Here is a 24,050-nt window from a genome sequence, read left to right as displayed (position 1 = left end):
AGGTCTGCCTATATTCCCTAAAGCGGATTTTCCCGGAAAACGATCAGGGGATCCGCTCCCAGTCCAGCACGACGACCGCGAAGATGGCGAACTCCGGATCGGCCATCACCGCGACCGCGCCCGCCGGGGTCATCACCGGCTCGGTGAAGATCCGGCCCCCCAGCTCGCGGACCTTCGCCACGGTGGCGTCGGCGTCCGCGACCGCGAAGTAGGTCCTCCAGTGCGACGGCACCTCCGCCGGGACGTCGGGGCCCATCGGCACCATGCCCGCCGCACGGCTGCCCTGCGCCCGCCACTCGGTGTACTCCATGCCGGCGACGCCGGCGTCTCTGGCCTCCCAGCCGAAGACCGCCTGGTAGAAGGAGCGCGCGATGACCGTGTCCCGGCAGGACAGCTCGCACCAGGCGAACGCGCCCGGCTCCGAGACGAGCTCGGCGCCGTGGTCCTCGCCCGGCTGCCACACGGCGAGGAAGGCGCCCAGCGGATCCTGGAAGGCGGCCGTCACGCCCCTCTCCCGGATCGCCACCGGCTCCAGGACCACCTCTCCCCCGGCCGCGCGCACCCGCGCCATCGTGTCGGCGGCGTCGTCGACGGCCACGTAGGTGTTCCAGGCGGCGGGCGCGCCCGGGCCGAGGCTCGGCGTGATCCCGGCCACCAGCCTGCCGTTCTTGGTGAACCTGCCGTACCCGCCCGACTCCGGCTCGGCGTCGAACATCGCGTCCCAGCCGAAGAGCTCCCGGTAGAACCCGACCGACAGGGCGACGTCGGTGCTGGAGAGTTCGACCCAGCACGGGACGCCGGGCCTGTGACCGCTGCGCTCTGGCACCCGACCTCCTCGATGTCGCAACCCGGGACGGGGACAGCGTGACATGCGCCGACGAGGGCGGCAGGGGGACGATCAGCGGACTTGGCGGGATCGGCCCGAAGCCTTTTACCGGACATGGGGCGGCCCGGGCGGAAGGGCGGGAGCGGACCCGGCCGGAGGAGTCCCTAAACTCGTGGCCATGGACTCCCCAGCCGTCGAGATCATCGACCTGGTCAAGAGGTACGGCCGAACGACCGCGCTCGACGGCCTGACCCTCAGCGCCGCCCGCGGCGCGGTGACCGCGATCCTGGGCCCCAACGGCGCGGGCAAGACCTCCACCGTCGAGATCTGCGAAGGCTTCCGGCGGGCCGACGGCGGCACCGTGAACGTGCTCGGCCTCGACCCGTCCAGGCCGGAGCTGCGGGCGCGGGTGGGCGTGATGCTCCAGGCGGGGGGCGTGCCCCCGGCCATGCGCTGCGGGGAGTGGCTGCGGCTGATGTCCCGTTTCCACACCAGCCCGCTCGACCCGGCGGCGCTGCTGGAGCGGCTCGGGATGACCGAGCACGCCCGCACGCCGTACCGGAGGCTCTCCGGTGGCCAGCAGCAGCGCGTCTCACTGGCGGGGGCCGTCGTCGGCCGTCCCGAGCTGGTCTTCCTCGACGAGCCCACCGCCGGGCTCGACCCGCAGGCCCGGCACGCCTGCTGGGAGCTGGTGGGCGATCTGCGGGCCGCCGGGGTCTCGGTGGTGCTCACCACCCACCACATGGACGAGGCCGAGAAGCTCTCGGACCACGTGGTGATCATCGATCACGGCAGGGTGGTGGCCGAGGGCACGCCCGCCTCCCTCACCGGAGCCGAGCGGCAGCTGCGCTTCCGCGCCCGGCCGGGGCTCGCCCTGGACGAGCTCCTCACCGCCCTGCCCGCGGGAAGCGCGGCCAAGGAGTCCCCTTCGGGGCACTACATCATCGAAGGGCAGGTCGGCCCCGAGTTGCTGGCGACCGTGACGGCCTGGTGCGCCGCCGAGGGCGTCACGGCCGACGATCTCAGCATCGAGCGCCGCACCCTGGAGGACGTCTTCCTCGAACTGACCGGCCGGGAGCTGCGATGACCACGACCACAGGACCGGCCGGGGCCGGCAGGCCGGACCTCACGCCGGCTCCGGGCGCCGCGCCGCTGTCCCGGATGGTGTCGGCCCAGGCGGGCGCGGAGATCCGGGCGATGCTCCGCAACGGCGAGCAACTGCTGCTCACCATGATCATTCCAGTGCTGCTGCTCGTCGGCTTCTCCGCCGCGCCCCTGGTGAACGTGGGCGGCGGTCCCCGGGTCGACTTCATGACCCCCGGCGTGCTCGCACTGGCCGTGATGTCCACGGCCTTCACGGGGCAGGCCATCGCGACCGGCTTCGAGCGCCGGTACGGCGTGCTGAAGCGGCTGGGCGCCTCCCCGCTCTCGCGGAGCGGGCTGCTGCTGGCCAAGACGCTCGCGGTCGTCGCGGTCGAGGCCGTCCAGGTCGCGATCATCAGTGGAGTGGCGCTGGCCCTGGGCTGGCGGCCCGGCGGCTCGCCGCTTGCGGCGCTGGCGCTGATCCTGCTCGGCACCGCCGCCTTCAGCGGGCTGGGCCTGCTGATGGCCGGCACGCTGCGCGCGGAGGCCACGCTGGCCGGGGCGAACCTCGTCTACCTGCTCATGCTCGGCTGCGGCGGGGTCATCTTCCCGCTGGAGGCCTTCCCCGACTCGGCGGAGCCGGTGCTGGCGCTGCTGCCGATCTCCGCGCTGGCCGGCGGCCTCCGGGCCGTCCTGGCCGACGGCGGCGGAGTGCCGTTCACCGCCCTGGCGATCCTGGCCGGCTGGGCCGCGGGCTCCCTGCTGCTGGCCTCCAGGACCTTCCGCTGGGAGTGACCTGAATCACGCCGCGGGGATGAAGGAGATCTTTTAGCATCCCCCGGGTGATCACTACCGGAACGCGGCCCGCGGCCGCTCCGGCGACACGACACACGGGGCGGACTTTATGGCCGTACGCGGCCACGGGGATCATCGCAACGCTCGTCGCCGTCGCCGGCTCATCGACGGCATCGCTCTCCTCGGACGAGCTGGCCACCCACAGCGCGGCCCGGCGGGGCCTGGCCGGGTTGTGGGAGCTCGCGCAGCACATCGACGGGCACTTCCTGCCCTACTACGGGTTCATGCACCTGTGGCTGCAGTTCGGCCAGGCCGAGTGGTGGATGCGGCTCCCTTCGGCCCTCGCGACCGGCGCGGCGGCCACGCTCGTGGCGGCTCTCGGCCGCCGCCTGCACTCCCTGCCCGCCGGGCTGCTGGCCGCCGCCGTCTACACGGCCCTGCCCTCGGTCTCCTACCACGGGCAGAACGCCCGCTCCTACGCCTTCGCCGCCGCCGCGGCGGTCCTGGCCACGTGGGCGCTGCACCGCGCGGTCGCCGAGCCCGCACGCCGGGGCCGGTGGGCGGGCTACGCCGCGGCCGTCGCGCTGCTCGGCTCCACCCAGGTGTTCGCCCTCCTCACGCTCTCGTCCCATCTGATCGTCGCGACGCTGTACGGCAGGGGCGTGCTGATTCGGATCCTGCCGGCCATGGCGGCCGGCTGCGTTCCCGGCGCCGTGTGGCTGGCGGTCGGGTTCGCCGAGAGGCACGCGATCAGCTGGATCAGGCTGCCGCAGCCCTCGGTGTTCCTGGCGCTGCCCAAGATGGTCGGGGGCACCCCCACGGCGGGCTGGGTCCTGCTGGGGATCGCGCTCCTCGCCCTGCTTCTGCGGGCACTGCCCGCCGTGGGGGGCCGGGCCGGGGGCGGGCCGCGCGCGCCCCTTCCCTGGCTCGCGGCCCTGACGGGCTGGGCCCTGCTCCCGCCCGTGCTGCTGTTCGCCGCGTCCCACCTGATCTCCCCGGTCTACGTCGACCGGTACCTGTTCGCCACCGTGCCCGCGTACGCGCTGCTGGCCGGGATCGCCCTCGCCTCGGTCCCCCGGCCCGTCACGGCGCTCGCGCTGGCGGGCGTCGTCGCCGGGGCGGTGCCCGGGCAGTTGGACGTCCGCGAGCCGGACGGGCGCCACGAGAACTTCCCCCGGGCCGTGCGCCTCGTCCAGCAGCAGGCACGCCCCGGTGACGCGATCGTCTACGGGCGGTCCTCACTGCGGGAGGGCTTCCTGTACTACGACGGCGGCACGCTGCCCGACGACGTGCTCCTGACCGGGTCCGATCCCCTGCCGGAGTCCTTCCACTACCCGGAGCGGGACGACGTCTCCGCCACCGTCGAGGGGCGCGAACGGGTCTGGGTCGTCTGGCGCGGGGGCAGCGAGGCCGCGGCGGGCGTCGGGAGGGTCGCCGCGCTGGTCGAGGCGGGGTTCACCCGGACCAGGGCCTGGCGCACCGGACGGGTGCCCGGCATGACGGTCGCCCTGTACAGCAGGGAGCCCGAACGCGGCCGATGACCTCGCCGGCCGGGCGTCCCGTCTCGCATCACGGACGCCCGGCCGGAGGCGACCCCGGCTCCAGTAAGGTGTGTGGAACCATTTAGGACATGTCTTGCAGATCGTGCCGCGGTGGGCCGCCTCCTGGACGACCGCCGCAGGCAGCAGACCCGGCAAGACCCGGCAAGCACGCCCGAACCTCAGGAGGAGTCCCGTGACCGCCGACGCCCTGACGGGATCCGCCGAGCCGTACCGGCGGGGCCTGCCCCGGCCGGGCGCGCTGCTCAGGGCGGCCTCCGACGCCGTCCCCCCGTCCGGCCTGGTCCTGCTGGCCATCCTGTCGGTGCAGATCGGCGCGGGCTTCGCCAAGGAGCTGTTCTCGCAGCTGTCGCCGAGCGCGGTGGTGTTCCTGCGGATCGCGATGGGCGCCCTGGTGCTGGGCGTGGTCGCCCGGCCCCGGCTGAAGGGGCTGACCCGGGCCGACCTCGGAGTGGGCGTAGCGTTCGGCGCGACGCTCGGCCTGATGAACCTGTCGTTCTACGAGGCGCTGGCCAGGCTGCCCATGGGGATCGCCGTGGCGATCGAGTTCCTCGGCCCGCTCGGCGTGGCGGTGGCCGCCTCGCGGCGGCGGCTGGACCTGCTGTGGGTGGCGCTGGCGGGCTCCGGCATCGCCCTGCTCGCGCCCTGGGGCCAGGCGGCGGGCCTCAGCCTGGTCGGGATCGGCTTCGCGCTGATCGCCGGAGCCTGCTGGGCGGCCTACATCCTGCTCTCGGCGGCCGTGGGGCAGCGCTTCCCCGGCACCGGGGGCGTCTCCTTCGCGATGATCGTCGCCGTCCTGCTGGTCGCTCCCGTCGGGATCGGCATGGGCGGAGCCGACCTGCTCCAGCCCGAGCTGCTCCTGATCGGCCTGGGCGTCGGGCTGCTCTCCTCCGCCATCCCCTACGCGATCGAGCTTGAGGCGCTGCGCAGGATGCCCAAGCGGGTGTTCGGCATCCTGATGAGCCTGGAGCCGGCGATGGCGGCGCTGGTCGGGCTGGTCGTCCTGGGCGAGGTGCTGAACGTGCGCGAGTGGGCCGCCATCGGGTGCGTGGTCATCGCCAGCGTGGGCGCGACCCGCAGCCCTCACTGAGCGCCCCGCCCGCCACGACGGGCCGCCGCCGGTCGCGACCTGCCCGGCGCCACGGCATGGCGAGCGCCGCGACATGGCGAGCGCCGGGGCATGGCGAGCGCCGCGGCGCGGTTCACACCTCCTGCGGGCCGTCGGCCCAGATGCCCCGGACGTGCCGGATGTGCTCGCGCATGAGCCGCTCGCAGCCGCCGGTGTCCCCGGCGGCGAGCAGGTCGAGCAGGTCGAGGTGCTCGCGGGCGGAGTCGGACAGGACGCCCCGCTCGCGCAGGGCACCCAGGCCGTACAACCGGGCCCGGGTGCGCAGGTCGCGCACCACCTCGACCAGGTGGGCGTTGCCGGCCAGCGACAGCAGGGCGAGGTGGAAGCGCAGGTCGGCGTCCACGTAGCCGAGCAGGTCGCCCTGCTCGGCCGCCTCGACGATGCGACGGGCGAGCGGGCGCAGCTCCTCGAAGCCCTCCGCGCGGGAGGCGTCCGCCAGCCGCGCCACCGTGGGCACCTCGACGAGCCGGCGGATCTCGGTGAGTTCGTCCAGGTCGCGCCCGGACAGCTCGGTGACCCGGAAGCCCTTGTTCCTCACCGCCTCGACCAGGCCCTCCTTGGTCAGGTCGAGCATCGCCTCGCGGACGGGCGTGGCGGACACGCCGAACTGGGCGGCCAGCGCCGGCGCGGAGTAGACCACGCCGGGGCGCATCTCCCCGGTGATCAGAGCCGCTCGCAGCGCGTCGGCCACCTGCTCCCGCAGGCTCTGCCGCCCGCCCACGACCGGCAGGTCGAGCCGGTCATGTGCCGTAGGAGCCATCCCAGCGCCTCTCATCTCCTCGCCTCGCGTCCCGCGGGCGGCGGCCATTGTCTCAGACGAGCCGGGGGAGGGATCAAAGGAGAAACCCCTCGGGGAAGGGATCGCGGGGGTCGAGGAAGTACTGGGCGGTGCCCGTCACCCACGCCCGGCCCGTGATGGCGGGGATCACCGCGGGCCGGCCGGCGACGGAGGTCTCCCCCACCAGCCGGCCGGTGAACCGGGTGCCGATGAACGACTCGTTGACGAAGCCGTCACCGAGGGCGAGTTCGCCGCGGGCGTGCAGCTGGGCCATCCGGGCGCTGGTGCCGGTCCCGCACGGGGAGCGGTCGAACCAGCCGGGATGGATGGCCATGGCGTGCCGGGAGTGCCCGGCGTCCGAACCGGGGGCGGCGAGGTAGACGTGGTGGCAGCCCCTGACCCGCTCGTCGAGGGGGTGCACCGGCTCGTCCGCCTCGTTGACCGCTTCCATGATCGCCAGCCCCGCGTCGAGGAGCCGCTGCCCGTGCGCGCGGTCGAACGGCAGGCCGAGGTCCTCCAGCCGGACGATCGCGTAGAAGTTGCCGCCGTAGGCCAGGTCGTACACCACCTCGCCGATCCCCGGCACCTTGACCACCCGGTCCAGACCGACGCTGAAGGAGGCCACGTTGGTGATGGTCACCTCGGTGGCGGCGCCGTCCTCGACCCGCACCTCGGCGACGACCAGCCCTGCGGGGGTGTCCAGGCGGACGACGGTGACCGGCTCGGTAACCTCGACCATCCCGGTCTCCACCAGGACGGTGGCGACGCCGATGGTGCCGTGCCCGCACATCGGCAGGCAGCCGGAGACCTCGATGTAGAGCACGCCGTAGTCGGCGTCGGGCCGGGTGGGCGGCTGCAGGATGGCCCCGCTCATCGCCGCGTGGCCGCGCGGCTCGTACATGAGCAGCGTGCGGACGTGGTCCAGGTGCGCCATGAAATGCTCGCGCCGCTCGGCCATGGTCGCGCCGGGGACGACTCCCACCCCTCCGGTGATCACCCGGGTGGGCATGCCCTCGGTGTGGGAGTCCACCGCATGGAAGACCCTTTTCGTCCTCATTGTCGCTCTCCTTGCGCGATGTGCTGCTAGCGGAGTCCCTCGGCGAGGGCCTTCTCGGTGGCGGCGCGGACGGCCGCCTCGTCCTCGGGGGCCAGCGGGAGCCGGGGCGGGCGGCACGGGCCGCCCCGGCGGCCGGCCAGGTCCATGGAGGCCTTGATGGCCTGGACGAAGACGGTCTTGGAATCCCAGCGCAGCAGCGGGTGCAGCGCCCGGTAGAGCGGGAGCGCGGTCGCCAGGTCCCCGGCGGTCGCGGCCCGGTAGAGCGCCGCGCAGGACTCGGGCAGCGCGTTGGGGTAGCCCGCCACCCACCCGGCCGCGCCGGCCACGGCCAGCTCCAGCAGCACGTCGTCGGCGCCGGCCAGCAGGTCCAGGCCGGGGGCGAGTTCGGCGATCTCGTAGGCCCGCCGGACGTCGCCGCTGAACTCCTTGACCGCCACGATCAGGCCCTCGGCGTGCAGCCGCGCGAGCAGCGCCGGGGTGAGGTCCACCTTGGTGTCGATGGGATTGTTGTAGGCGACCACCGGCAGGCCCGCCCGCGCCGCCTCGCGGTAGTGCCCGATCACGGCCCGCTCGTCGGCCCGGTAGGCGTTGGGTGGCAGCAGCATCACCGCGTGGCATCCGGCCTCGCGGGCCTGCTCGGCCCAACGGCGGGCCTCCAGGGCGCCGTAGGCGGCGATCCCCGGCATGACCCGGTCTCCGCCGACCGCGGCCACCGCCACCCGGACCACCTCGGCCCGCTCCTCGGGCGTCAGGGTCTGGTACTCGCCCAGCGAGCCGTTGGGCACCACCCCGTCGCAGCCGCCTTCCACCAGCCACCGGCAGTGCCCGGCGTAGGCGTCGTAGTCGATCGAGAGGTCGTCGTTCATCGGCAGTGCGGTCGCCACCATCACCCCGTGCCAGGGTTTCACGCGGCTCGTCATCATGGTCGTCCTTCCGGAGAGGGGGTGGGGGAGGCCGGCGGGGCGAGGCCCCCGGCCGAGGAGGGAGGGGGCGTTGCGGGAGGCTCGCCCGCCGGAGGGTCCGTGGCGAGCCGGGCGAGGTCGCCGAGCCGGACGGGCTGGGCGATCGCCCGACGGGGCGCCGGCGGGCTCCCGCCGGGCGGGGAGTCCTCCCCGGCCAGGCACGAGACGGCGTAGCCGCACATCCGGCCCTGGCACCAGCCCATCCCGGCGCGGGACAGCAGCTTGACCGAGCGCGCGTCGGTGGCCCCCAGCTCCCGCGCCTCGCGCACGGCCGCCAGCGGCACCTCCTCGCATCGGCAGACCAGGGTGTCGTCGCGGAGCCACTCCCGCCAGCCGGGGCGTACGGGGTAGGTCTCCAGCAGCACCCGGGCGAAGGCGGCCAGGCGGTCGCGCCGCCGGGCCAGGGCGGGGTCGGGGGGGATCCGGCGGCCCAGGTCGGCGGCCGCCGAGCGGCCCGCCAGCCTTCCTTCGGTCTCGGCCAGTACGGCGCCGCCGACGCCGGTGGTCTCCCCCGCCGCGTAGACACCGGGCACGCTGGTGCGCATGCCCGCGTCCACGGCGACGACGGGGTCCCCGTGACCGGCCCCATGCCCGCCCTGGTCGACGCGCAGGGCGCAGCCGAGCTGGACGGGCAGGTCGAGCCGGGGGACGAAGCCGTACCCGGTGGCGAGGGTGTCGCACGCGACCGTGCGGGTGCCGACCGGCCGCCAGTCCCGGTCCAGGTCCGCGATCGTGACATGGGTCAGCTCGTGCTCGCCGTGCGCCTCGACCACCGCCTGGCGGCCCCGGTACGGCACCCGGTGCCGGGCCAGGCGCAGGCCGTACCCGAGCGCCTCGGCGGCCTTGCCCGCGGCGAGGAACGGGTGTCCGGCGAGGCCGAACCGGCCGGCGGCCTCGTGCACGCCGAGCACGCGCGCGCCCGCGGCGGCCAGACCGGCGGCGACCGGGAGCAGGAAGGGCCCCGTCCCGGCGACGACGACCCTGCGGCCCGCGACGACGAGGTCGCCCTTGAGCAGCGCCTGGGCTCCTCCGGCGGTGAGCACGCCCGGCAGGTCCCAGCCGGGGAAGGGCAGCGGCCGGTCGTGCGCGCCGGTGGCGATCAGCAGCCGGCGTGCGGTGATCGTGCGGGGCCGCTCCTCCCGGTCCCCCTCCATGCACCGTACGGCCAGCGTCCCGCCCGCCTCCGCGTCGCGCTCGACCGCCCAGACGCGGTGGCCGGTCAGCACGTCGGCCCGGGCGGCGAGGCTCTCGCACTGCCGGGTGAACCGGTCGAGTCCGCCGGAACCTCCGGGGGCGGGGTGGAGCGCGCCGGGACGGGCCGCGCGGAACCCGCCGGGAAGGCGGCGGAAATACTGCCCGCCCAGACGCGGGGCGGCGTCGAGGAGGACCACGCCGAGCCCGGCGAGCGCGGCCGTCAGCGCGCCCGCCACCCCGGCGGGCCCGCCGCCGATCACCGCGAGGTCGTAGTCGGGGGTCATCGCCCGCCCTCCCGGTTCCCGCCGCCATCGCCGGCACCATCGCCTGCACCTGTGCTCGCACCGCCACCGCCACCGGCGCCCTGTGCCTCCCCGCCGCCGGTGGTCACCCGGTCGCCGGGCCGGGCCTCGGTCTGACAGGCCCGCAGGGACGGGACTCCGTTGACCGTGACCAGGCAGTCGAAGCAGACGCCGATGCCGCAGAACAGACCGCGCGGGCGGCCTCCGAACCGGGTGGTCCGCCAGGAGCGGACGCCCGCGCCGTACAGGGCGGCCCCGATGCTCTGACCGGGGACCACGGGGACGGCCGCGCCGTCCACGCTGATCTCGAACTCCGGCTCGGGGCGGGCCCGCACCAGCCGGAGGGAGGGGTTCACGGGCGCCCCGTCCCGGGGGCCGGGTCCTGAGCGGTGCCACACGGTCACGGGCGTTCCTCCTCGTCGAAGCGGTCCGGGCGGAAGGGGGTGAGATCCAGGTCGGGGCGGAGGCCGGCCAGGGCCTGGGCCAGCAGGTGGCCGGTGGCCGGTGCCAGGCCGATGCCCGCCCCCTCGTGGCCGCAGGCGTGGTAGAGGCCCGGGGCCCGGGGGTCCCGGCCTATCACCGGCAGGTGGTCGGGGCAGTAGGGACGGAAGCCGCAGTAGGCCCGGATCGCCCGGCGCTCGGCCAGGGCGGGGAAGAGGGCGACGGCCTGCGCGGCGAGCCTGCCCAGCACGGCCGGCGAGACGGTCCGGTCGAAGCCGGCCCGCTCGCGGCTGGCGCCGATGAGCACCGGCCCGGCCGGGGTCCCCTCCACGACGGCCGACGTCTCCAGGCCCGCGGAGTCACTGGCCACCGCGGTGACGTACGCGGCGGTGTAGACCTTGTGCCTGATCAGCGGCTCCTCCAGCGGCTCCGTGACCAGGATGAAGCCGCGTCTGGGCAGCACGGGCACATGCGTCCCGGCCAGCGCGGCGACCTCACCGCCCCAGGTCCCGGCGGCGTTGACGACGGCTCCGGCGGAGATGTCGCCGCGGTCGGTCCTGACACCGGTGACCCGGTCACCGGCGCGGACGAACCCGGTGACGGTGACGCCGGTGCGCAACGTCAGGGCGCCGCGGCCGAACCTCTCGGCCCCCCTGCGGATCAGCTTCGCGGCGGCCAGCGCGGGCTGGACCTGTGCGTCCTGCGGGTAGAACACGCCTCCGGCGAGTCCCCCCGCCAGGTGGGGCTCGTAGGCGCGCAGCCGGTCCGGCGTGACGGTCACGTGCTCGACGCCCTGCCTCGCGGCCAGGTCCACGAGGGACTCCATCGCCCGCGCCGTCTCGGCGACCACCAGGCCGCCCTTGGACTCGAACTCGAACCCGCCGCCCGCCCCGGCCCCCGGGAGCCTTCCGCCGGCGCCTCCGGAGGCCGCCGGGCGGTCGTCCTCCTCCGGCCCGGAAGCCGCCAGCTCGCGCCAGAGGCGGTTGGAGAGCAGGGCGAGTTCGAGCTCGGGGCCCGGCTCCTTGTCGGAGACGAGGATGTTGCCCTCGCCCGCGCCGGTCGTGCCGCCCGCCACCGGCCCGCGGTCCACGACCGCCACGTCGAGCCCGGCGCGCGCCGCGTAGTAGGCGCACGCGGCCCCGACGATCCCGGCACCGATGACGACGACGTCCGGCACGTCCCACCTCTCTTCCACGGCTGGCCCTCAGTAAAATGTCACATACTTCTGCTGGGATCAATAGGGCGGGGCGACCGGGTCAGCGGCGGGACCGCCGCCTCCGCCGCCTACGATGTGAGCCGTGAAGCAGCTCCTCGACCCGATCCGTCGGCACGCCGCGAACCTGTTCCGGACCGTCTGGTCCCCCACGGCGGCCACCATGCGGTGGTGGGCCCTGGCCGCGGTGGTCGTCAACGCGGGCATCACGGTGACGGGCGCGGTGGTGCGGGTGACCGGGTCGGGGCTGGGCTGCCCCACCTGGCCCCGGTGCACCCCGGACAGCTTCGTCCCGGCCGCCCACGACGGGATCTCGCCGCTCAACACGGCGATCGAGTTCGGCAACCGGCTGCTGACCTTCCTGGTGCTGGTCGTGGCGGCGGCCTGCGTGGTCGCCGCGCTGCGGCTGCCGTCGCGCCGCCGCGACCTGGTCCGCCTGGCCTGGGTGCAGCCGGTCGGCGTGGCCGTCCAGGCCCTGTGGGGCGGCGTGGTGGTGCACAGCGCGCTCAACCCGGTCACCGTGAGCGTGCACTTCCTGTTCTCCGTCGGCATGATCGCCGCCGCCTGCGCGCTGTACGCCCGGACCGGGGAGGGCGACGCTCCGGCGCAGCGGCTGGTCCACCGCGACGTCCGCACGCTCGGGCACGTCCTGGTCGGCGCGGTGCTCCTGCTGATCATCGCGGGGATGGTGGTGACCGGCACCGGGCCGCACTCCGGCGACGAGACGGCCTCCCGGTTCGACTTCGACATCGAGACCGTGGCCAGGATCCACGCCGACGCCGCCTACCTCGTGGTGGGGCTGACGTTCGCGCTGCTGTTCGCGCTGCACGTGACCGACGTGCCCGGACGCGCCCGGCGGGCGGCGCTGACGCTGCTGGCCGTGGAGCTGGCCCAGGGCGTCATCGGCTACGTCCAGTACTTCCTGGCCGTCCCCGCGTTCCTGGTGGGCCTGCACGTGCTCGGCGCGACGCTGGTGTGGATCTGCACGTTGCGGGTGGTGTTCGCGATGCGGACCCGCGGCCCGCTCGACGCCCCCGCCGCCGGGGCGGACAGGCTCGACCCCGTCCCGGCATAGCGAACGGAGCTGCGCCGTCCCGGTGCAGCGGACAGAACGGCGAATCCGATGCCCTTTTCGCGGAAGGTCCCCCTCTCACGCAAGGTCCTGCGCCGCTCCTACCAGGCGGCGGTGCTGCTGAGCGTGCTGGCGATGGCCCCGCTCACCTGGGCCTGGCTGTCCAGCTCGGGACACCGCGCGGTCGCGGGATCCTCCCCCGGCTGGATCTCGGAGGTGCCCGAGGCCCCGGCGGCGCTGGTGCTCGGCGCGGGCGTTCACGGCGCCCACCCCTCCGCCATGCTGGCCAGCCGGCTGGACATCTCCGCCGAGCTGTACCGGGCGGGCAAGGTGCGGGCGATCCTGCTCTCGGGTGACAACAGCAGGAAGGACTACGACGAGCCGACCGTGATGCGGGACTACCTGATCGCGCGCGGCGTCCCCGCCCGGGCGCTCGTCCTGGACTACGCGGGCTTCGACACCTGGGACTCCTGCGTGCGCGCCCGCGACGTGTTCGGCGCCACCAGGGTCACCGTGGTCACGCAGGCGTTCCACCTCCCCAGGGCGGTCGCGCTCTGCCGTACGGCGGGCCTGGAGACCTTCGGCGTCGGCGACGACTCCGCCAGGCGGTGGGCCGCCCTCACCTACGGCTACGCGGCCCGCGAGTTCGTCGCCTCGGCCAAGGGCTTCCTGGACTCCGTGGTGCTCGACTCCGCCCCCGTCTTCCCCGGCCCCCGAGAGACGACCCTGGAGGCGGCGCTCCGGCCGGAGGACCCGAGCGGCCCTCCGGGGGTGCCGGCCCCCCTCGGCCGGCCCGGGACCCCTCAGCCGGGGGCCTGAACGCCCCGCCCGGAGGCAGGGAAGCTCCGCCGGGCCTCGGCCATGCACGTCAGCAGCGCGTGCTGCTCGTCGTTGAACGTGCGTTCGTCGATCACGCGGCGGACGGCCCGCTCGTGGAGCAGGCCGAGCTCGGTGGCGGCGAGCTGGTAGTCGCTCATCGCCCGCAGGCCGGGCCGTCCGCCGTAGGTCCTGGCCCACTGCCGGGCCTGCCGCCGCCCGGGCAGCGAGGAGAGCATGTGCACGTCGTACGGGGCGACCAGGCCGGTGGCCTGGTAGGCGGGCAGGTAGCTCTGGATCAGGCCGACGATGCGCTGCCGGTCGCGGACGACGACCGCGACCAGCACGAACAGCACCACCATCAGCAGAAGGTAGGCGAGAGCCAGACCGGCGAAGCCGACATAGGAGGCGAAGCCATTCCAGATGCCGTGCAGCAGCATCGCCCCGATCCAGCCCGCGGCGATGACGCCGGCCCTGCCGGGACCGTGCCGCTGCGCCGCGTAGGCCACCGCGACACCGATCATGGAGGTGAACAGCGGGTGCGCGAACGGCGACAGGATCCCCCTGAGCACGACGGTCACCGCCAGGCCCCGCGCCCCCGTCTCGTTGAGGGCGGACACGTAGTAGCTGACGTTCTCGCTCATCGCGAAGCCGAGGCCGACCATGCTGGCGTAGATGACGCCGTCGGTGGGCCCGTCCAGCTCCGCTCTCTTGAACCTCAGCAGGCCCAGCAGGACCAGCCCCTTCATCGTCTCCTCGACCACCGGGGCGCCGAAGGTCGCGGCGAGGTTGTACGCGTCGGCCTGCTCGATCATGACGGTCTGCCGGAGATAGAACAGGTTGAGCGAGTTGATGACGCCCGCCACCAGGACGGCCACGCCCGCCCCCCAGCCGAAGGCGAAGACCAGGTTGCTGCGCGGCTCGGGTTCCATCCGGTCCAGCGCGAGCACCGCAGCCAGCAGCACCGGGACCGGCGCGAGCGCCAGCGCCAGCGCGATGAAGAAGCGCACCGGATCGCCGTTGAGCACGTCGAAGGAGAGCGACGCCAGCCCGCACAGCCCCGTCACGACGAGCCCGGAGATCAGTGCGACGGAGGGGCGGTCCTTGAACACCCACCGAGGATCACGGCTCGACATGGAGAAACCGTAACCGATCGCCGACCCGGTGTCCCCTGCCCGGCCGGGACGGGAGTCCGCCCCGGCGTCGTCCGGGACCGGCCCGGACGGGCTCAGACGAGCATGGAGTCGATCGCGACGGCGAGGAAGAGCAGCGCGAGGTAGGCGTTGGACCAGTGGAAGAACCGCATCGGGCGCAGGTCGACTCCGGTCCGCCCTGCGTTGAGGCGGCTCAGCAGCCCGTGCGCCTCCCACAGGCAGACCGCGCCGAGCACCGCGGCCACGACCGGGTAGAGCGGCGTGGTGCCGGCGACCGGCCACAGCAGCAGCGAGCAGGCCACGGTCGCCCAGGTGTAGGCGATGCTCTCCAGCACCACTCGGCGCTCGGTGGCGACCACCGGGAGCATGGGGACCTTCGCCGCGGCGTAGTCCTCCTTGTAGCGCATGGCCAGGGCCCAGGTGTGCGGGGGCGTCCAGAAGAACACCACGCCGAACAGGACCACCGGTGCCCAGCTGAGACCGCCGGTGACGCCCGCCCAGCCGATCAGCACCGGCATGCAGCCCGCGATCCCGCCCCAGACCACGTTCTGGGCGGTGCGCCGCTTCAGGATCATCGAGTAGACGAGGACGTAGAAGAGGTTGGCCGCGAGCGAGAGACCGGCGGCGAGCCAGTTGACCGTCAGGCCGAGGCCGAGGGTCGACAGCACGCCCAGGACGATGCCGAAGATCAGCGCGTTGGCCGGCGGGACCTGCTCGCGGGCGAGCGGTCGGCGGCGGGTGCGGCGCATCGCGGCGTCGATGTCGCGGTCGACGTAGCAGTTCAGCGCGTTGGCGCTGCCCGCCGAGAGGGTGCCGAACACCAGGGTGTTGACGGCGGTCCAGAGCGGCGGCAGCCCCTTGGCCGCCAGGAACATCACCGGCAGCGTCGTGATCAGCAGCAGCTCGATGATCCGCGGCTTGGTGAGTGCGACGTAGGCCTTCACGACCTCGCCGAACGAGCGCGGCGCGGCGTCGGCCGCCGCGCTCTCCTCGAGCGGGGACGCCGGTTGCTTGTCGGTCAGCACCATCTAGGGAGCTTCCAGCACGTGCGGGGTCAACGCGTAACCTCTGATCAGACGGATCCGTGATGCGGGCGGTGGTACGGACGGCGGCCGGCTCGAGGGCCGGCTCGGTGGCCGGACTGCGGCCGACTTTCGTGCACCTCACTGTAGTTGCACCGGTGGCCGGTCCCGGCACGGGGGCACGGGCCGCGTGACACGGCATCCGATATGCGGTGTTTTATCCATGCTCCTCATGGCTCCTGGCGACTCGCCCCGGCTGGACCTTGCGCCACGGTGGCGGGGCCGAACCGTTAGGGTCCGGTGTGGGCGGGAAATGCCAAACCAACGGCACCATCACAACTAGATCCGGAGATCGAGCACTTGAGCAGCGAACTCGTGCCAGCCCTCGAATGGAGCGACCTGGACCGACAGGCGGTCGACGTCGTGCGGGCCCTGGCGATGGACGCGGTGGAGAAGGCGGGTTCGGGTCATCCCGGCACCGCGATGAGCCTGGCACCCGCCGCATATCTGCTTTTCCAGCGCACCATGCGACACGATCCGTCCGACCCCACGTGGCCGGGCCGGGACCGTTTCGTTCTGTCGTGCGGCCACACAAGCCTGACCCTCTACGTCCAGCTCTACCTGTCGGGATACGGCCTGACCCTGCACGACCTGGAGATGCTGCGGCAGTGGGACAGCCGCACCCCGGGTCATCCGGAGTACGGCCACACCGCCGGCGTTGAGACCACCACCGGCCCGCTCGGGCAGGGCATCGGCAACGCGGTCGGCATGGCGATGGCCGCCCGCCGCGAGCGCGGCCTGTTCGACCCGGACGCCGCGCCGGGCACCAGCCCGTTCGACCACATGATCTGGTGCATCGCCTCCGAGGGTGACATCGAGGAGGGCATCAGCCACGAGGTCAGCGCCCTGGCGGGCCACCAGAAGCTGGGCAACCTGGTCGTCGTCTTCGACAGCAACCACATCTCCATCGAGGACGACACCCAGATCGCGCTGAGCGAGGACGTCGTCAAGCGCTATGAGGCGTACGGCTGGCACGTCCAGACCGTCGACTGGACCAAGACCGGCGAGTACGCCGAGGACGTCCAGGCGCTGAACCAGGCGCTGGAGGCCGCCCGCGCGGTGACCGACAAGCCGTCGTTCATCCGGCTGCGGACCGTCATCGGCTGGCCCGCGCCGAACAAGCAGAACACCGGCAAGATCCACGGTGCGGCGCTGGGCGCGGAGGAGATCGCCGCGACCAAGAAGATCATGGGCATGGACCCGCAGAAGTCCTTCGACGTCCCGGACGAGGTCCTGGAGCACGCCCGCAAGGTCGTGCAGCGGGGCCGCGCCGTCCGCGCCGATTGGGACAAGGCCTTCGCACGCTGGCGGGAGGCCAACCCCGAGCGCGCCGCCGAGTTCGACCGGATCTCCAAGCGGGAGTTCCCCGAGGGCTGGTGCAAGGCGCTGCCGACCTTCGAGACCGGCTCGTCCGTCGCCACCCGCAAGGCCTCCGGCGAGGTGCTCACCGCGCTCGCGCCGGTCCTGCCCGAGCTGTGGGGCGGCTCCGCCGACCTGGCCGAGTCCAACAACACCACGATGAAGGGCGAGCCGTCCTTCATCCCCGAGGAGTTCCAGACCAGGGAGTTCCCCGGCGGGCCGTACGGCCGGACCCTGCACTTCGGCATCCGCGAGCACGGCATGGGCGCGATCCTCAACGGCATCGCCCTGCACGGCGGCACCCGCCCCTACGGCGGCACGTTCCTCGTCTTCAGCGACTACATGCGCCCCGCCGTACGGCTCGCGGCGCTGATGAAGCTGCCGGTCACCTATGTGTGGACGCACGACTCCATCGGCCTGGGCGAGGACGGCCCGACCCACCAGCCGGTCGAGCACCTGTGGACGCTGCGCGCCATCCCCGGCCTGGACGTGGTCCGCCCGGCCGACGCCAATGAGACCGCCGCCGCCTGGCGCATCATCCTGGAGCACACCGACCGCCCCGCCGCGCTGGCGCTGACCCGGCAGAACCTGCCGGTCTACGAGGGCACCGCGGACGCCTGCAAGGTCGCCAAGGGCGGTTACATCCTGCAGGACGCCTCCGACGGCCAGCCGCGGGTGGTCCTGATCGGCACCGGCTCCGAGGTCGAGCTGGCCGTCAAGGCCCGCGAGATCCTGGAGGCCGACGGCGTCCCGACCCGCGTCGTGTCGATGCCGTGCGTCGAGTGGTTCCAGGCCCAGGACTCCGCCTACCAGCAGACCGTCCTGCCGCCGTCGGTCCGGGCGCGCGTCGCCGTCGAGGCGGGAATCGCCCTGGGCTGGCGGGAGTTCGTCGGCGACGAAGGGGTAGTGGTGAGCCTGGAGCACTTCGGCGCCTCCGCCCCCTACAGGACCCTTTTCGAGCAGTTCGGCCTGACTGCCGAGCGCGTGGTGGCCGCAGCCAAGGGCAGCCTCGCCAAGACCGGTGCCGACAAGGGCGAGACGACGGGAAACTGATCATGAGTGACATCCTGAAGAACCTCTCCGGCCACGGCGTGTCCATCTGGCTGGACGACATCAGCCGCGAGCGCCTGCGCACCGGCAACCTCGAGGCCCTGATCCGCGACAAGAGCGTGGTCGGCGTCACCTCCAACCCGACGATCTTCGCCTCCGCGCTGAGCAAGGGTGACGCCTACACCACCCAGCTGCACGACCTGTCCGTCCGCGGCGTGGACGTGGAGGAGGCGGTCCGCGCGATCACCACCTACGACATCCGCTGGGCCGCCGACGTGCTGCGCCCCGTCTACGACGCCACCAGCGGCGTCGACGGCCGCGTCTCCATCGAGGTGGACCCGCGCCTGGCCAGGGAGACCGACAAGACCATCGCCGAGGCGCGCGCGCTGTGGTGGATGGTCGACCGGCCCAACCTGTTCATCAAGATCCCGGCGACGGTCGAGGGCCTGCCCGCGATCACCCAGGCCATCGCGGAGGGCATCAGCGTCAACGTCACGCTGATCTTCTCCCTGGAGCGCTACCGCGCGGTGATGGACGCCTGGCTGGCCGGTCTGGAGCAGGCCAGGGCCGCCGGCCTGAACCTGTCCACGATCGAGTCGGTGGCCTCCTTCTTCGTCAGCCGCGTCGACACCGAGATCGACAAGCGCCTCGACAAGATCGGCTCGCCGGAGGCCGCGGCGCTCAAGGGCAAGGCCGCGGTCGCCAACGCGCGCCTGGCCTTCGCCGCCTTCGAGGACGTGATGAACTCTCCGCGCTGGCGGGAGCTGCAGGCCGCCGGGGCCCGCCCCCAGCGCCCGCTGTGGGCCTCCACCGGCACCAAGGACCCCAACTACCCCGACACCCTCTACGTGGACGAGCTGGTCACCGCGGGCACGGTCAACACCATGCCGGAGAAGACCCTCGACGCCACCGCCGACCACGGCAGGATCACCGGTGACACGATCCGGGGCTCCTACGAGCAGGCGTGGAACACCATGGCCGCGCTCAAGGACGCCGGCATCGACTACGACGACGTCGTGCGGGCGCTGGAGGAGGAGGGCGTGCAGAAGTTCGAGGCGTCCTGGACCGAGCTGCTGGCCACCGTCAGCGCCGAACTCCGGAAGGCGTGAGTCCCATGGCAGTGCCCACGGCATCCGTGACGTTCAACGAGGACCGCCTGGCTGAGCAGACCGCCGAGCTGGCCAGGACGCTCGTCGCCGAGCAGGTCCACGAGCGCCTGGCGGGCGGCGACGCCGCCCTGTGGGGCGAGGAGGCGCAGGCCGAGGCGGCCGTCCGGCTCGGCTGGCTCAACCTCCCCCTCACCAGCAGGGAGCTGCTCCCCGAGATCGGCAAGCTGGTCGAGCGGGCCCGCGCCGAGGGCCTGGACCACGTGGTCCTCGCCGGGATGGGCGGCTCCTCCCTGGCGCCCGAGGTCATCTGCGCCACCGCCGACGTGCCGCTGACCGTGCTCGACACCACCGACCCCGGGCAGGTGCGCCGCGCCCTGGCCGACCGGCTCGACCGGACCATCGTCGTGGTGGCCAGCAAGAGCGGCGGCACGGTCGAGACCGACAGCCACCGGCGGATCTACGAGAAGGCCTTCCGCGACGCCGGGATCGACCCGGTCGGCCGGATCGTCGTCGTCACCGACCCGGGTTCGCCGCTGGAGCAGGCCGCGATCGAGGCGGGCTACCCGGTCATCCTGGCCGACCCCAACGTGGGCGGCCGGTACAGCGCCCTGTCGGCGTTCGGCCTGGTGCCCAGCGCGCTGGCCGGAGCCGACGTCGAGAAGCTCCTCGACGACGCCGCCGCGGTGCAGCCGCTGCTCTCCCAGGGCGAGGGCAACCCCGGCCTGGAGCTCGGCGCCGCCCTGGGCGCCGCCGCGATCAACGGCCGCGACAAGCTCCTCCTCGAGGACAGCATGTCGGAGATCAACGGCCTGCCCGACTGGATCGAGCAGCTGGTCGCCGAGTCCACCGGCAAGTCCGCCAAGGGCATCCTGCCGGTCGTCGGCGCCGACCCCAACGAGGCCGACGACGAGCTGGTCGTCGGGATCGAGTCCGACGGCGCGGTGACGGTCAGCGGCCCGCTGGGCGCGCAGTTCCTCGTCTGGGAGTACGCAACGGCGATCGCCGGACGGGTCCTCGGCATCGACCCGTTCAACCAGCCGAACGTGACCGAGTCCAAGGAGAACACCGGCGCGCTGCTGGCCGCCGGCGAGCTCCCCTCGGCCGCGCCCGCCCTGGTCGACGGTCCGGTCGAGGTGTACGGCGCGCAGGCCGAAGGCGCCAAGGACCTGCCGGAGGTGCTCACCAGGCTGCTGGAGGCCATCCCCGACGACGGCTACCTGACGATCATGGCCTACCTCGACCGGGAGGCGGCTTTCGACGCCCCCGTGGCCGAGGGCGCCTCGTTCGAGGCCATGACCGACGCCTGGAGCGCGGCCGACCCGGCCACGCTGCGCAGCCTGCTCGCGATCAGGACCGACCGGCCGGTCACCTTCGGGTGGGGCCCCCGGTTCCTGCACTCCACCGGCCAATACCACAAGGGCGGCCCGCAGAACGGCGTGTTCCTGCAGATCACCGGGGCGAACGAGAGCGACCTGGAGGTTCCCGGCAAGCCGTACACTCTGGGCCGCCTCCAGCTCGCCCAGGCCCTGGGCGACCAGGGCGCCCTGGTCAAGCGCGCCCGCCCGGCCGTACGGCTGCACCTGACCGATCGCGCGGCCGGAGTCGCGCGCCTGCTCGCGGCAGCGCGGGAGGTCTGATGACGGAGGGAAGCCCGGGGAGGCTCCCCGAGCAGGCGGCGCACGTCGAGGAGGCCGTACTCGCCGCCTCGACGGCAGCGGTCGCCGCCACCACCGATGCGGTGGTGGCGGCCAACCCGCTGCGCGACCCCAGCGACAAGCGCCTGCCGCGGGTGGCGGGGCCGTGCGTGCTGGTGCTGTTCGGCGTGACCGGTGACCTGGCGCGCAAGAAGCTGCTGCCGGCGATCTACGACCTGGCGAACCGGGGGCTGCTGCCCCCGGGCTTCTCTCTGGTCGGCTTCGCCCGGCGCGAGTGGCGTGACCAGGACTTCGCGCAGCTCACGTATGACGCGGTCAAGCAGCACGCGCGGACGCCGTTCCGCGAGGAGGTCTGGAAGCAGCTCTCGGAGGGCATCTTCTTCTGCCCCGGTGAGTTCACCGACGACGGCGCGTTCGACGCGCTGGCGATGATGCTCAAGGAGATCGACGAGACCCGGGGCACCGGCGGCAACTACGGCTTCTACCTGTCGGTGCCGCCGAAGTTCTTCCCGGTCGTGGTCGAGCAGCTCAAGCGGACCGACCTCGCGCACGGCCCGGACTCCTCCTGGCGCCGGGTGGTGATCGAGAAGCCGTTCGGGCACGACCTGAAGAGCGCGCACGAGCTGAACGCGATCACCAGCGCGGTCTTCCCGGAGAGCTCGGTGTTCCGCATCGACCACTACCTGGGCAAGGAGACCGTCCAGAACATCATGGCGCTGCGGTTCGCCAACAACCTGTTCGAGCCGATCTGGAACCGGGGATACGTCGACCACGTCCAGATCACGATGGCCGAGGACATCGGCATCGGCGGCAGGGCGGGTTACTACGACGGCATCGGCGCGGCCCGCGACGTGATCCAGAACCACCTGCTCCAGCTGCTGGCGCTGGTCGCGATGGAGGATCCGACCTCCTTCGAGGCCGACTCGCTGCGCCGGGAGAAGGAGAAGGTCCTCAAGGCGGTACGGCTCCCGCAGGACCTGGCCCGATCGACCGCGCGCGGACGCTACGCGGCGGGCTGGCAGGGCGGCCAGCCGGTCATCGGCTACGCGGAGGAGGAGGGCATCCCCGCCGACTCCATCACCGAGACCTACGCCGCCATCAAGCTGGAGATCGCCAACCGGCGCTGGGCCGGCGTCCCGTTCTACCTGCGCACCGGCAAGCGGCTGGGCCGCCGGGTGACCGAGGTCGCCGTGGTGTTCCAGAAGGCGCCGCACCTGCCGTTCAGCAAGGACGACACCGAGATCCTGGGCCACAACGCGCTGGTCATCCGGGTCCAGCCGGACGAGGGCATCACGGTGCGGTTCGGCTCCAAGGTCCCGGGCACCGCGATGGAGGTCCGGGACGTCTCGATGGACTTCGCCTACGGCGAGTCGTTCATGGAGTCGTCCCCGGAGGCCTACGAGCGGCTCCTGCTGGACGTGCTGATCGGCGACCCGCCGCTCTTCCCGCACCAGCGGGAGGTGGAGCTGTCGTGGAAGATCCTCGACCCGATCGAGGAGTTCTGGGCCTCGCAGGGCGTGCCGGAGGACTACCCGGCGGGCACCTGGGGTCCCGCCTCAGCCGACGAGATGATGGCCCGCGACGGACGCGTCTGGAGGAGGCTGTAGATGACGAGCTTCATGCTCAGCGACACGACCGCCTCGAAGATCTCATCGCAGCTCACCCATCTGCGCCACCAGATGGGCAGCCCGGCGGTCGGCATGGTGCTGACGCTGGTGGTGGTCTGCGACGAGAGCGACCAGTACGACGCGGTGCGCGCCGCGACCGAGGCCGCCAGGGAGCACCCCTCCCGGATCCTGGTCGTCATCGCCCGTGATCCCGCCGAGCCGAACCGGCTGGACGCCGAGCTGCGCGTCGGCGAGTCCACCCCGGGCGAGGTCATCCTGCTCCGCCTGTACGGCGAGCTCACCCGGCACGCCGACTCGGTGGTCAGTCCTCTGCTGCTCACCGACACCCCGGTGGTGGCCTGGTGGCCGCGGGAGTGCCCGGACGTCCCGGCCAAGGACCCGATCGGGGCGCTCGCCCTGCGCCGGATCGTCGACGCCCGGGCGGCGGCGGGGCCGGTGAAGGCGATCGCGAGCCGTGCCGGCAGCTACGTCCCCGGCGACACCGACCTGGCCTGGACCCGGCTGACGCCGTGGCGCAGCCTCCTGGCCGCCGCGTTCGACCAGCCGGTGGGCAAGGTGAAGAAGGGCGTGGTGGAGGCCGCGGCCGGCCACCCCAGCGCGCCGTTGCTGGCCGCCTGGCTCGGCGAGCGGCTCGGCGCCCCGGTGAAGGTCGTCGAGTCCGACGGCCCCGGGCTCACCAGGGTGATGCTCTCCACGGTCGACGGCGACATCACGATCATCCGCTCGGAGGCCCGGCTGGCCAGGCTGTCCCGTCCGGGCCAGCCGGACCGCCAGGTCGCCCTGGCCCGTCGTGCGACCTCGGAGCTGCTCGCCGAGGAGCTTCGGAGGCTGGACCCCGACGAGGTCTACGAGGCCGCGATCCGGCGGATCTCGAAGTCGAGCAGGTCGTCGTGACGTGAGGAGCGCCCCCGATCCGCCGCGGGCGCTCCCACCGAGTTTACGGATCTTCGCATCCCCGAGCCCGAGAGAGAACGTGCAGTGAGTGTTCCCAACGTCGTCGTCCACCGTGACGCCGACATGCTCGCCAAGGCCGTCGCCGCCCGGGTGATCACCCGCCTCGTCGACGCGCAGTCCGCCAAGGGCTCGGCCTCCCTGGTCCTGACCGGCGGGACCGTGGGCATCGCCACGCTGGCCGAGATCGCCGCCAGCCCGGCCCGCGACGCCGTCGACTGGCGCAACCTGGACGTCTGGTGGGGTGACGAGCGCTTCCTGCCGTCCGGAGACGCCGAGCGCAACGAGACCGGCGCCCGCAAGGCCCTGCTCGACCACGTCGACCTCGACCCGGAGCGCGTGCACGTGATGCGCGGCCCCGACTCGGGGATGACGGCCGAGGAGTCCGCCGACGCCTACGCCGAGGAGCTGCGCCGCGCGGCGCGCCCGGAGGACCACGGCCCGGCGCCCTCGTTCGACGTGCTGCTGCTGGGCATGGGCCCGGACGCGCACGTCGCCTCGCTGTTCCCGGAGATGCCCGCGCTGCACGACACCCGCCCGGTGGTGGCCGTGCACGGCTCCCCGAAGCCGCCTCCCACCCGGATCTCGCTGACGCTGCCGGTGATCCAGGGGGCGCGCGAGGTGTGGGTGGTCGCGGCGGGCGCGGACAAGGCGGGGGCCGTACGGCTGGCGCTGTCGGAGTCGGGGCCGATGCAGGTCCCGGCGGCGGGGGCGCGCGGCCGCCGGCGCACCCTGTTCCTGCTGGACCGCGGCTCCGCCGCCAAGATCCCCGCCTCCCTCGGCCGGATCTCCTCCCCCTGACCGCGCTCTCCCGGCGTCCGCGGGCCGCTCCAGG

General features: G+C 73.3%; 21 protein-coding genes. 12 read left to right on the top strand and 9 right to left on the bottom strand.

Annotated elements, in window-relative coordinates:
- Positions 1-43: 43 nt before the first annotated feature.
- On the bottom strand, positions 44-826 hold the full coding sequence (locus HS041_RS34965) for a VOC family protein (RefSeq protein ID WP_196445178.1): 783 nt from the start codon (positions 824-826) through the stop codon (positions 44-46).
- A gap of 178 nt (positions 827-1,004) precedes the next feature.
- On the opposite strand from HS041_RS34965, the gene HS041_RS34960 reads away from it, so the two are divergent.
- From HS041_RS34960 to HS041_RS34945, 4 genes are all read left to right on the top strand, one after another.
- On the top strand, positions 1,005-1,913 hold the full coding sequence (locus HS041_RS34960) for an ABC transporter ATP-binding protein (RefSeq protein ID WP_196445177.1): 909 nt from the start codon (positions 1,005-1,007) through the stop codon (positions 1,911-1,913).
- Positions 1,910-2,704 (top strand): ABC transporter permease, encoded by a 795-nt coding sequence (locus HS041_RS34955; RefSeq protein WP_196445176.1) that lies wholly within the window; start codon positions 1,910-1,912, stop codon positions 2,702-2,704. Before HS041_RS34960 ends, HS041_RS34955 begins: the two co-directional genes overlap by 4 nt.
- A 47-nt stretch (positions 2,705-2,751) precedes the next feature.
- Positions 2,752-4,245, top strand: coding sequence for a glycosyltransferase family 39 protein (locus tag HS041_RS34950; RefSeq protein WP_307845603.1), 1,494 nt, complete (start codon positions 2,752-2,754; stop codon positions 4,243-4,245).
- A gap of 193 nt (positions 4,246-4,438) precedes the next feature.
- Complete coding sequence (locus tag HS041_RS34945; RefSeq protein WP_196445175.1) at positions 4,439-5,353, top strand: EamA family transporter; 915 nt, start codon at positions 4,439-4,441, stop codon at positions 5,351-5,353.
- Between the two features lie 112 nt (positions 5,354-5,465).
- Here the strand turns inward: HS041_RS34945 and HS041_RS34940 are convergent, their stop codons facing one another.
- The 6 genes from HS041_RS34940 to HS041_RS34915 all read right to left on the bottom strand — a co-directional run bounded on the left by HS041_RS34940 (position 5,466) and on the right by HS041_RS34915 (position 11,321).
- Entirely contained in the window at positions 5,466-6,152 is a 687-nt protein-coding gene (locus HS041_RS34940; RefSeq protein WP_196445174.1) for a GntR family transcriptional regulator, read from the bottom strand.
- A 73-nt stretch (positions 6,153-6,225) separates the two neighbouring features.
- Positions 6,226-7,227 (bottom strand): proline racemase family protein, encoded by a 1,002-nt coding sequence (locus HS041_RS34935; RefSeq protein ID WP_196445173.1) that lies wholly within the window; start codon positions 7,225-7,227, stop codon positions 6,226-6,228.
- Positions 7,228-7,253: 26 nt separating this feature from the next.
- The gene (locus HS041_RS34930; RefSeq protein WP_230880245.1) at positions 7,254-8,150 is read right to left on the bottom strand and encodes a dihydrodipicolinate synthase family protein; all 897 of its coding nucleotides are present in this window, start codon (positions 8,148-8,150) and stop codon (positions 7,254-7,256) included.
- A complete protein-coding gene (locus HS041_RS34925) occupies positions 8,147-9,667 on the bottom strand; it encodes an FAD/NAD(P)-dependent oxidoreductase (RefSeq protein WP_196445172.1) in 1,521 nt (506 codons plus the stop codon). Before HS041_RS34925 ends, HS041_RS34930 begins: the two co-directional genes overlap by 4 nt.
- Positions 9,664-10,041 (bottom strand): (2Fe-2S)-binding protein, encoded by a 378-nt coding sequence (locus HS041_RS34920; protein WP_196445171.1) that lies wholly within the window; start codon positions 10,039-10,041, stop codon positions 9,664-9,666. Before HS041_RS34920 ends, HS041_RS34925 begins: the two co-directional genes overlap by 4 nt.
- Before the next feature lie 44 nt (positions 10,042-10,085).
- A complete protein-coding gene (locus HS041_RS34915; RefSeq protein ID WP_307845602.1) occupies positions 10,086-11,321 on the bottom strand; it encodes an NAD(P)/FAD-dependent oxidoreductase in 1,236 nt (411 codons plus the stop codon).
- A 103-nt stretch (positions 11,322-11,424) separates the two neighbouring features.
- Here HS041_RS34915 and HS041_RS34910 point away from each other — a divergent pair, with 103 nt between their 5' ends.
- The gene (locus HS041_RS34910) at positions 11,425-12,414 is read left to right on the top strand and encodes a COX15/CtaA family protein (RefSeq protein WP_307845601.1); all 990 of its coding nucleotides are present in this window, start codon (positions 11,425-11,427) and stop codon (positions 12,412-12,414) included.
- A 48-nt stretch (positions 12,415-12,462) separates the two neighbouring features.
- Entirely contained in the window at positions 12,463-13,230 is a 768-nt protein-coding gene (locus HS041_RS34905) for a SanA/YdcF family protein (RefSeq protein ID WP_196445170.1), read from the top strand.
- On the opposite strand, the gene HS041_RS34900 is transcribed toward HS041_RS34905, so the two are convergent.
- Together HS041_RS34900 and HS041_RS34895 are read right to left on the bottom strand one after the other, a co-directional pair.
- Complete coding sequence (locus HS041_RS34900; protein ID WP_196445169.1) at positions 13,215-14,363, bottom strand: PrsW family intramembrane metalloprotease; 1,149 nt, start codon at positions 14,361-14,363, stop codon at positions 13,215-13,217. The two genes, HS041_RS34905 and HS041_RS34900, sit on opposite strands and share 16 nt — an antisense overlap.
- Before the next feature lie 92 nt (positions 14,364-14,455).
- Entirely contained in the window at positions 14,456-15,409 is a 954-nt protein-coding gene (locus tag HS041_RS34895) for a heme o synthase (protein WP_196445168.1), read from the bottom strand.
- A gap of 432 nt (positions 15,410-15,841) precedes the next feature.
- On the opposite strand from HS041_RS34895, the gene tkt reads away from it, so the two are divergent.
- The 6 genes from tkt to pgl all read left to right on the top strand — a co-directional run bounded on the left by tkt (position 15,842) and on the right by pgl (position 24,016).
- Entirely contained in the window at positions 15,842-17,875 is a 2,034-nt protein-coding gene (gene tkt / locus HS041_RS34890) for a transketolase (RefSeq protein ID WP_230880281.1), read from the top strand.
- A gap of 2 nt (positions 17,876-17,877) precedes the next feature.
- Positions 17,878-18,981, top strand: coding sequence for a transaldolase (tal, locus tag HS041_RS34885; protein WP_196445166.1), 1,104 nt, complete (start codon positions 17,878-17,880; stop codon positions 18,979-18,981).
- A gap of 5 nt (positions 18,982-18,986) precedes the next feature.
- The gene (locus HS041_RS34880; protein ID WP_196445165.1) at positions 18,987-20,618 is read left to right on the top strand and encodes a phosphoglucose isomerase-related protein; all 1,632 of its coding nucleotides are present in this window, start codon (positions 18,987-18,989) and stop codon (positions 20,616-20,618) included.
- A complete protein-coding gene (gene zwf, locus HS041_RS34875; protein WP_230880244.1) occupies positions 20,618-22,243 on the top strand; it encodes a glucose-6-phosphate dehydrogenase in 1,626 nt (541 codons plus the stop codon). The genes HS041_RS34880 and zwf overlap by 1 nt, the downstream gene beginning before the upstream one ends.
- Positions 22,244-23,158: a glucose-6-phosphate dehydrogenase assembly protein OpcA gene (locus HS041_RS34870; RefSeq protein WP_196445164.1), complete on the top strand. Its 915-nt coding sequence runs from the start codon at positions 22,244-22,246 to the stop codon at positions 23,156-23,158.
- A gap of 84 nt (positions 23,159-23,242) precedes the next feature.
- Positions 23,243-24,016 carry a 6-phosphogluconolactonase gene (gene pgl, locus HS041_RS34865; protein ID WP_196445163.1) on the top strand — a complete coding sequence of 258 codons (774 nt, stop codon included), beginning with the start codon at positions 23,243-23,245 and terminating at the stop codon, positions 24,014-24,016.
- Positions 24,017-24,050 lie beyond the last annotated feature (34 nt).

This window comes from Planomonospora sp. ID67723 (assembly GCF_015711605.1).
Classification (GTDB): Bacteria; Actinomycetota; Actinomycetes; order Streptosporangiales; family Streptosporangiaceae; genus Planomonospora_A.
This window is presented reverse-complemented; position numbering and strand designations above follow the sequence as displayed.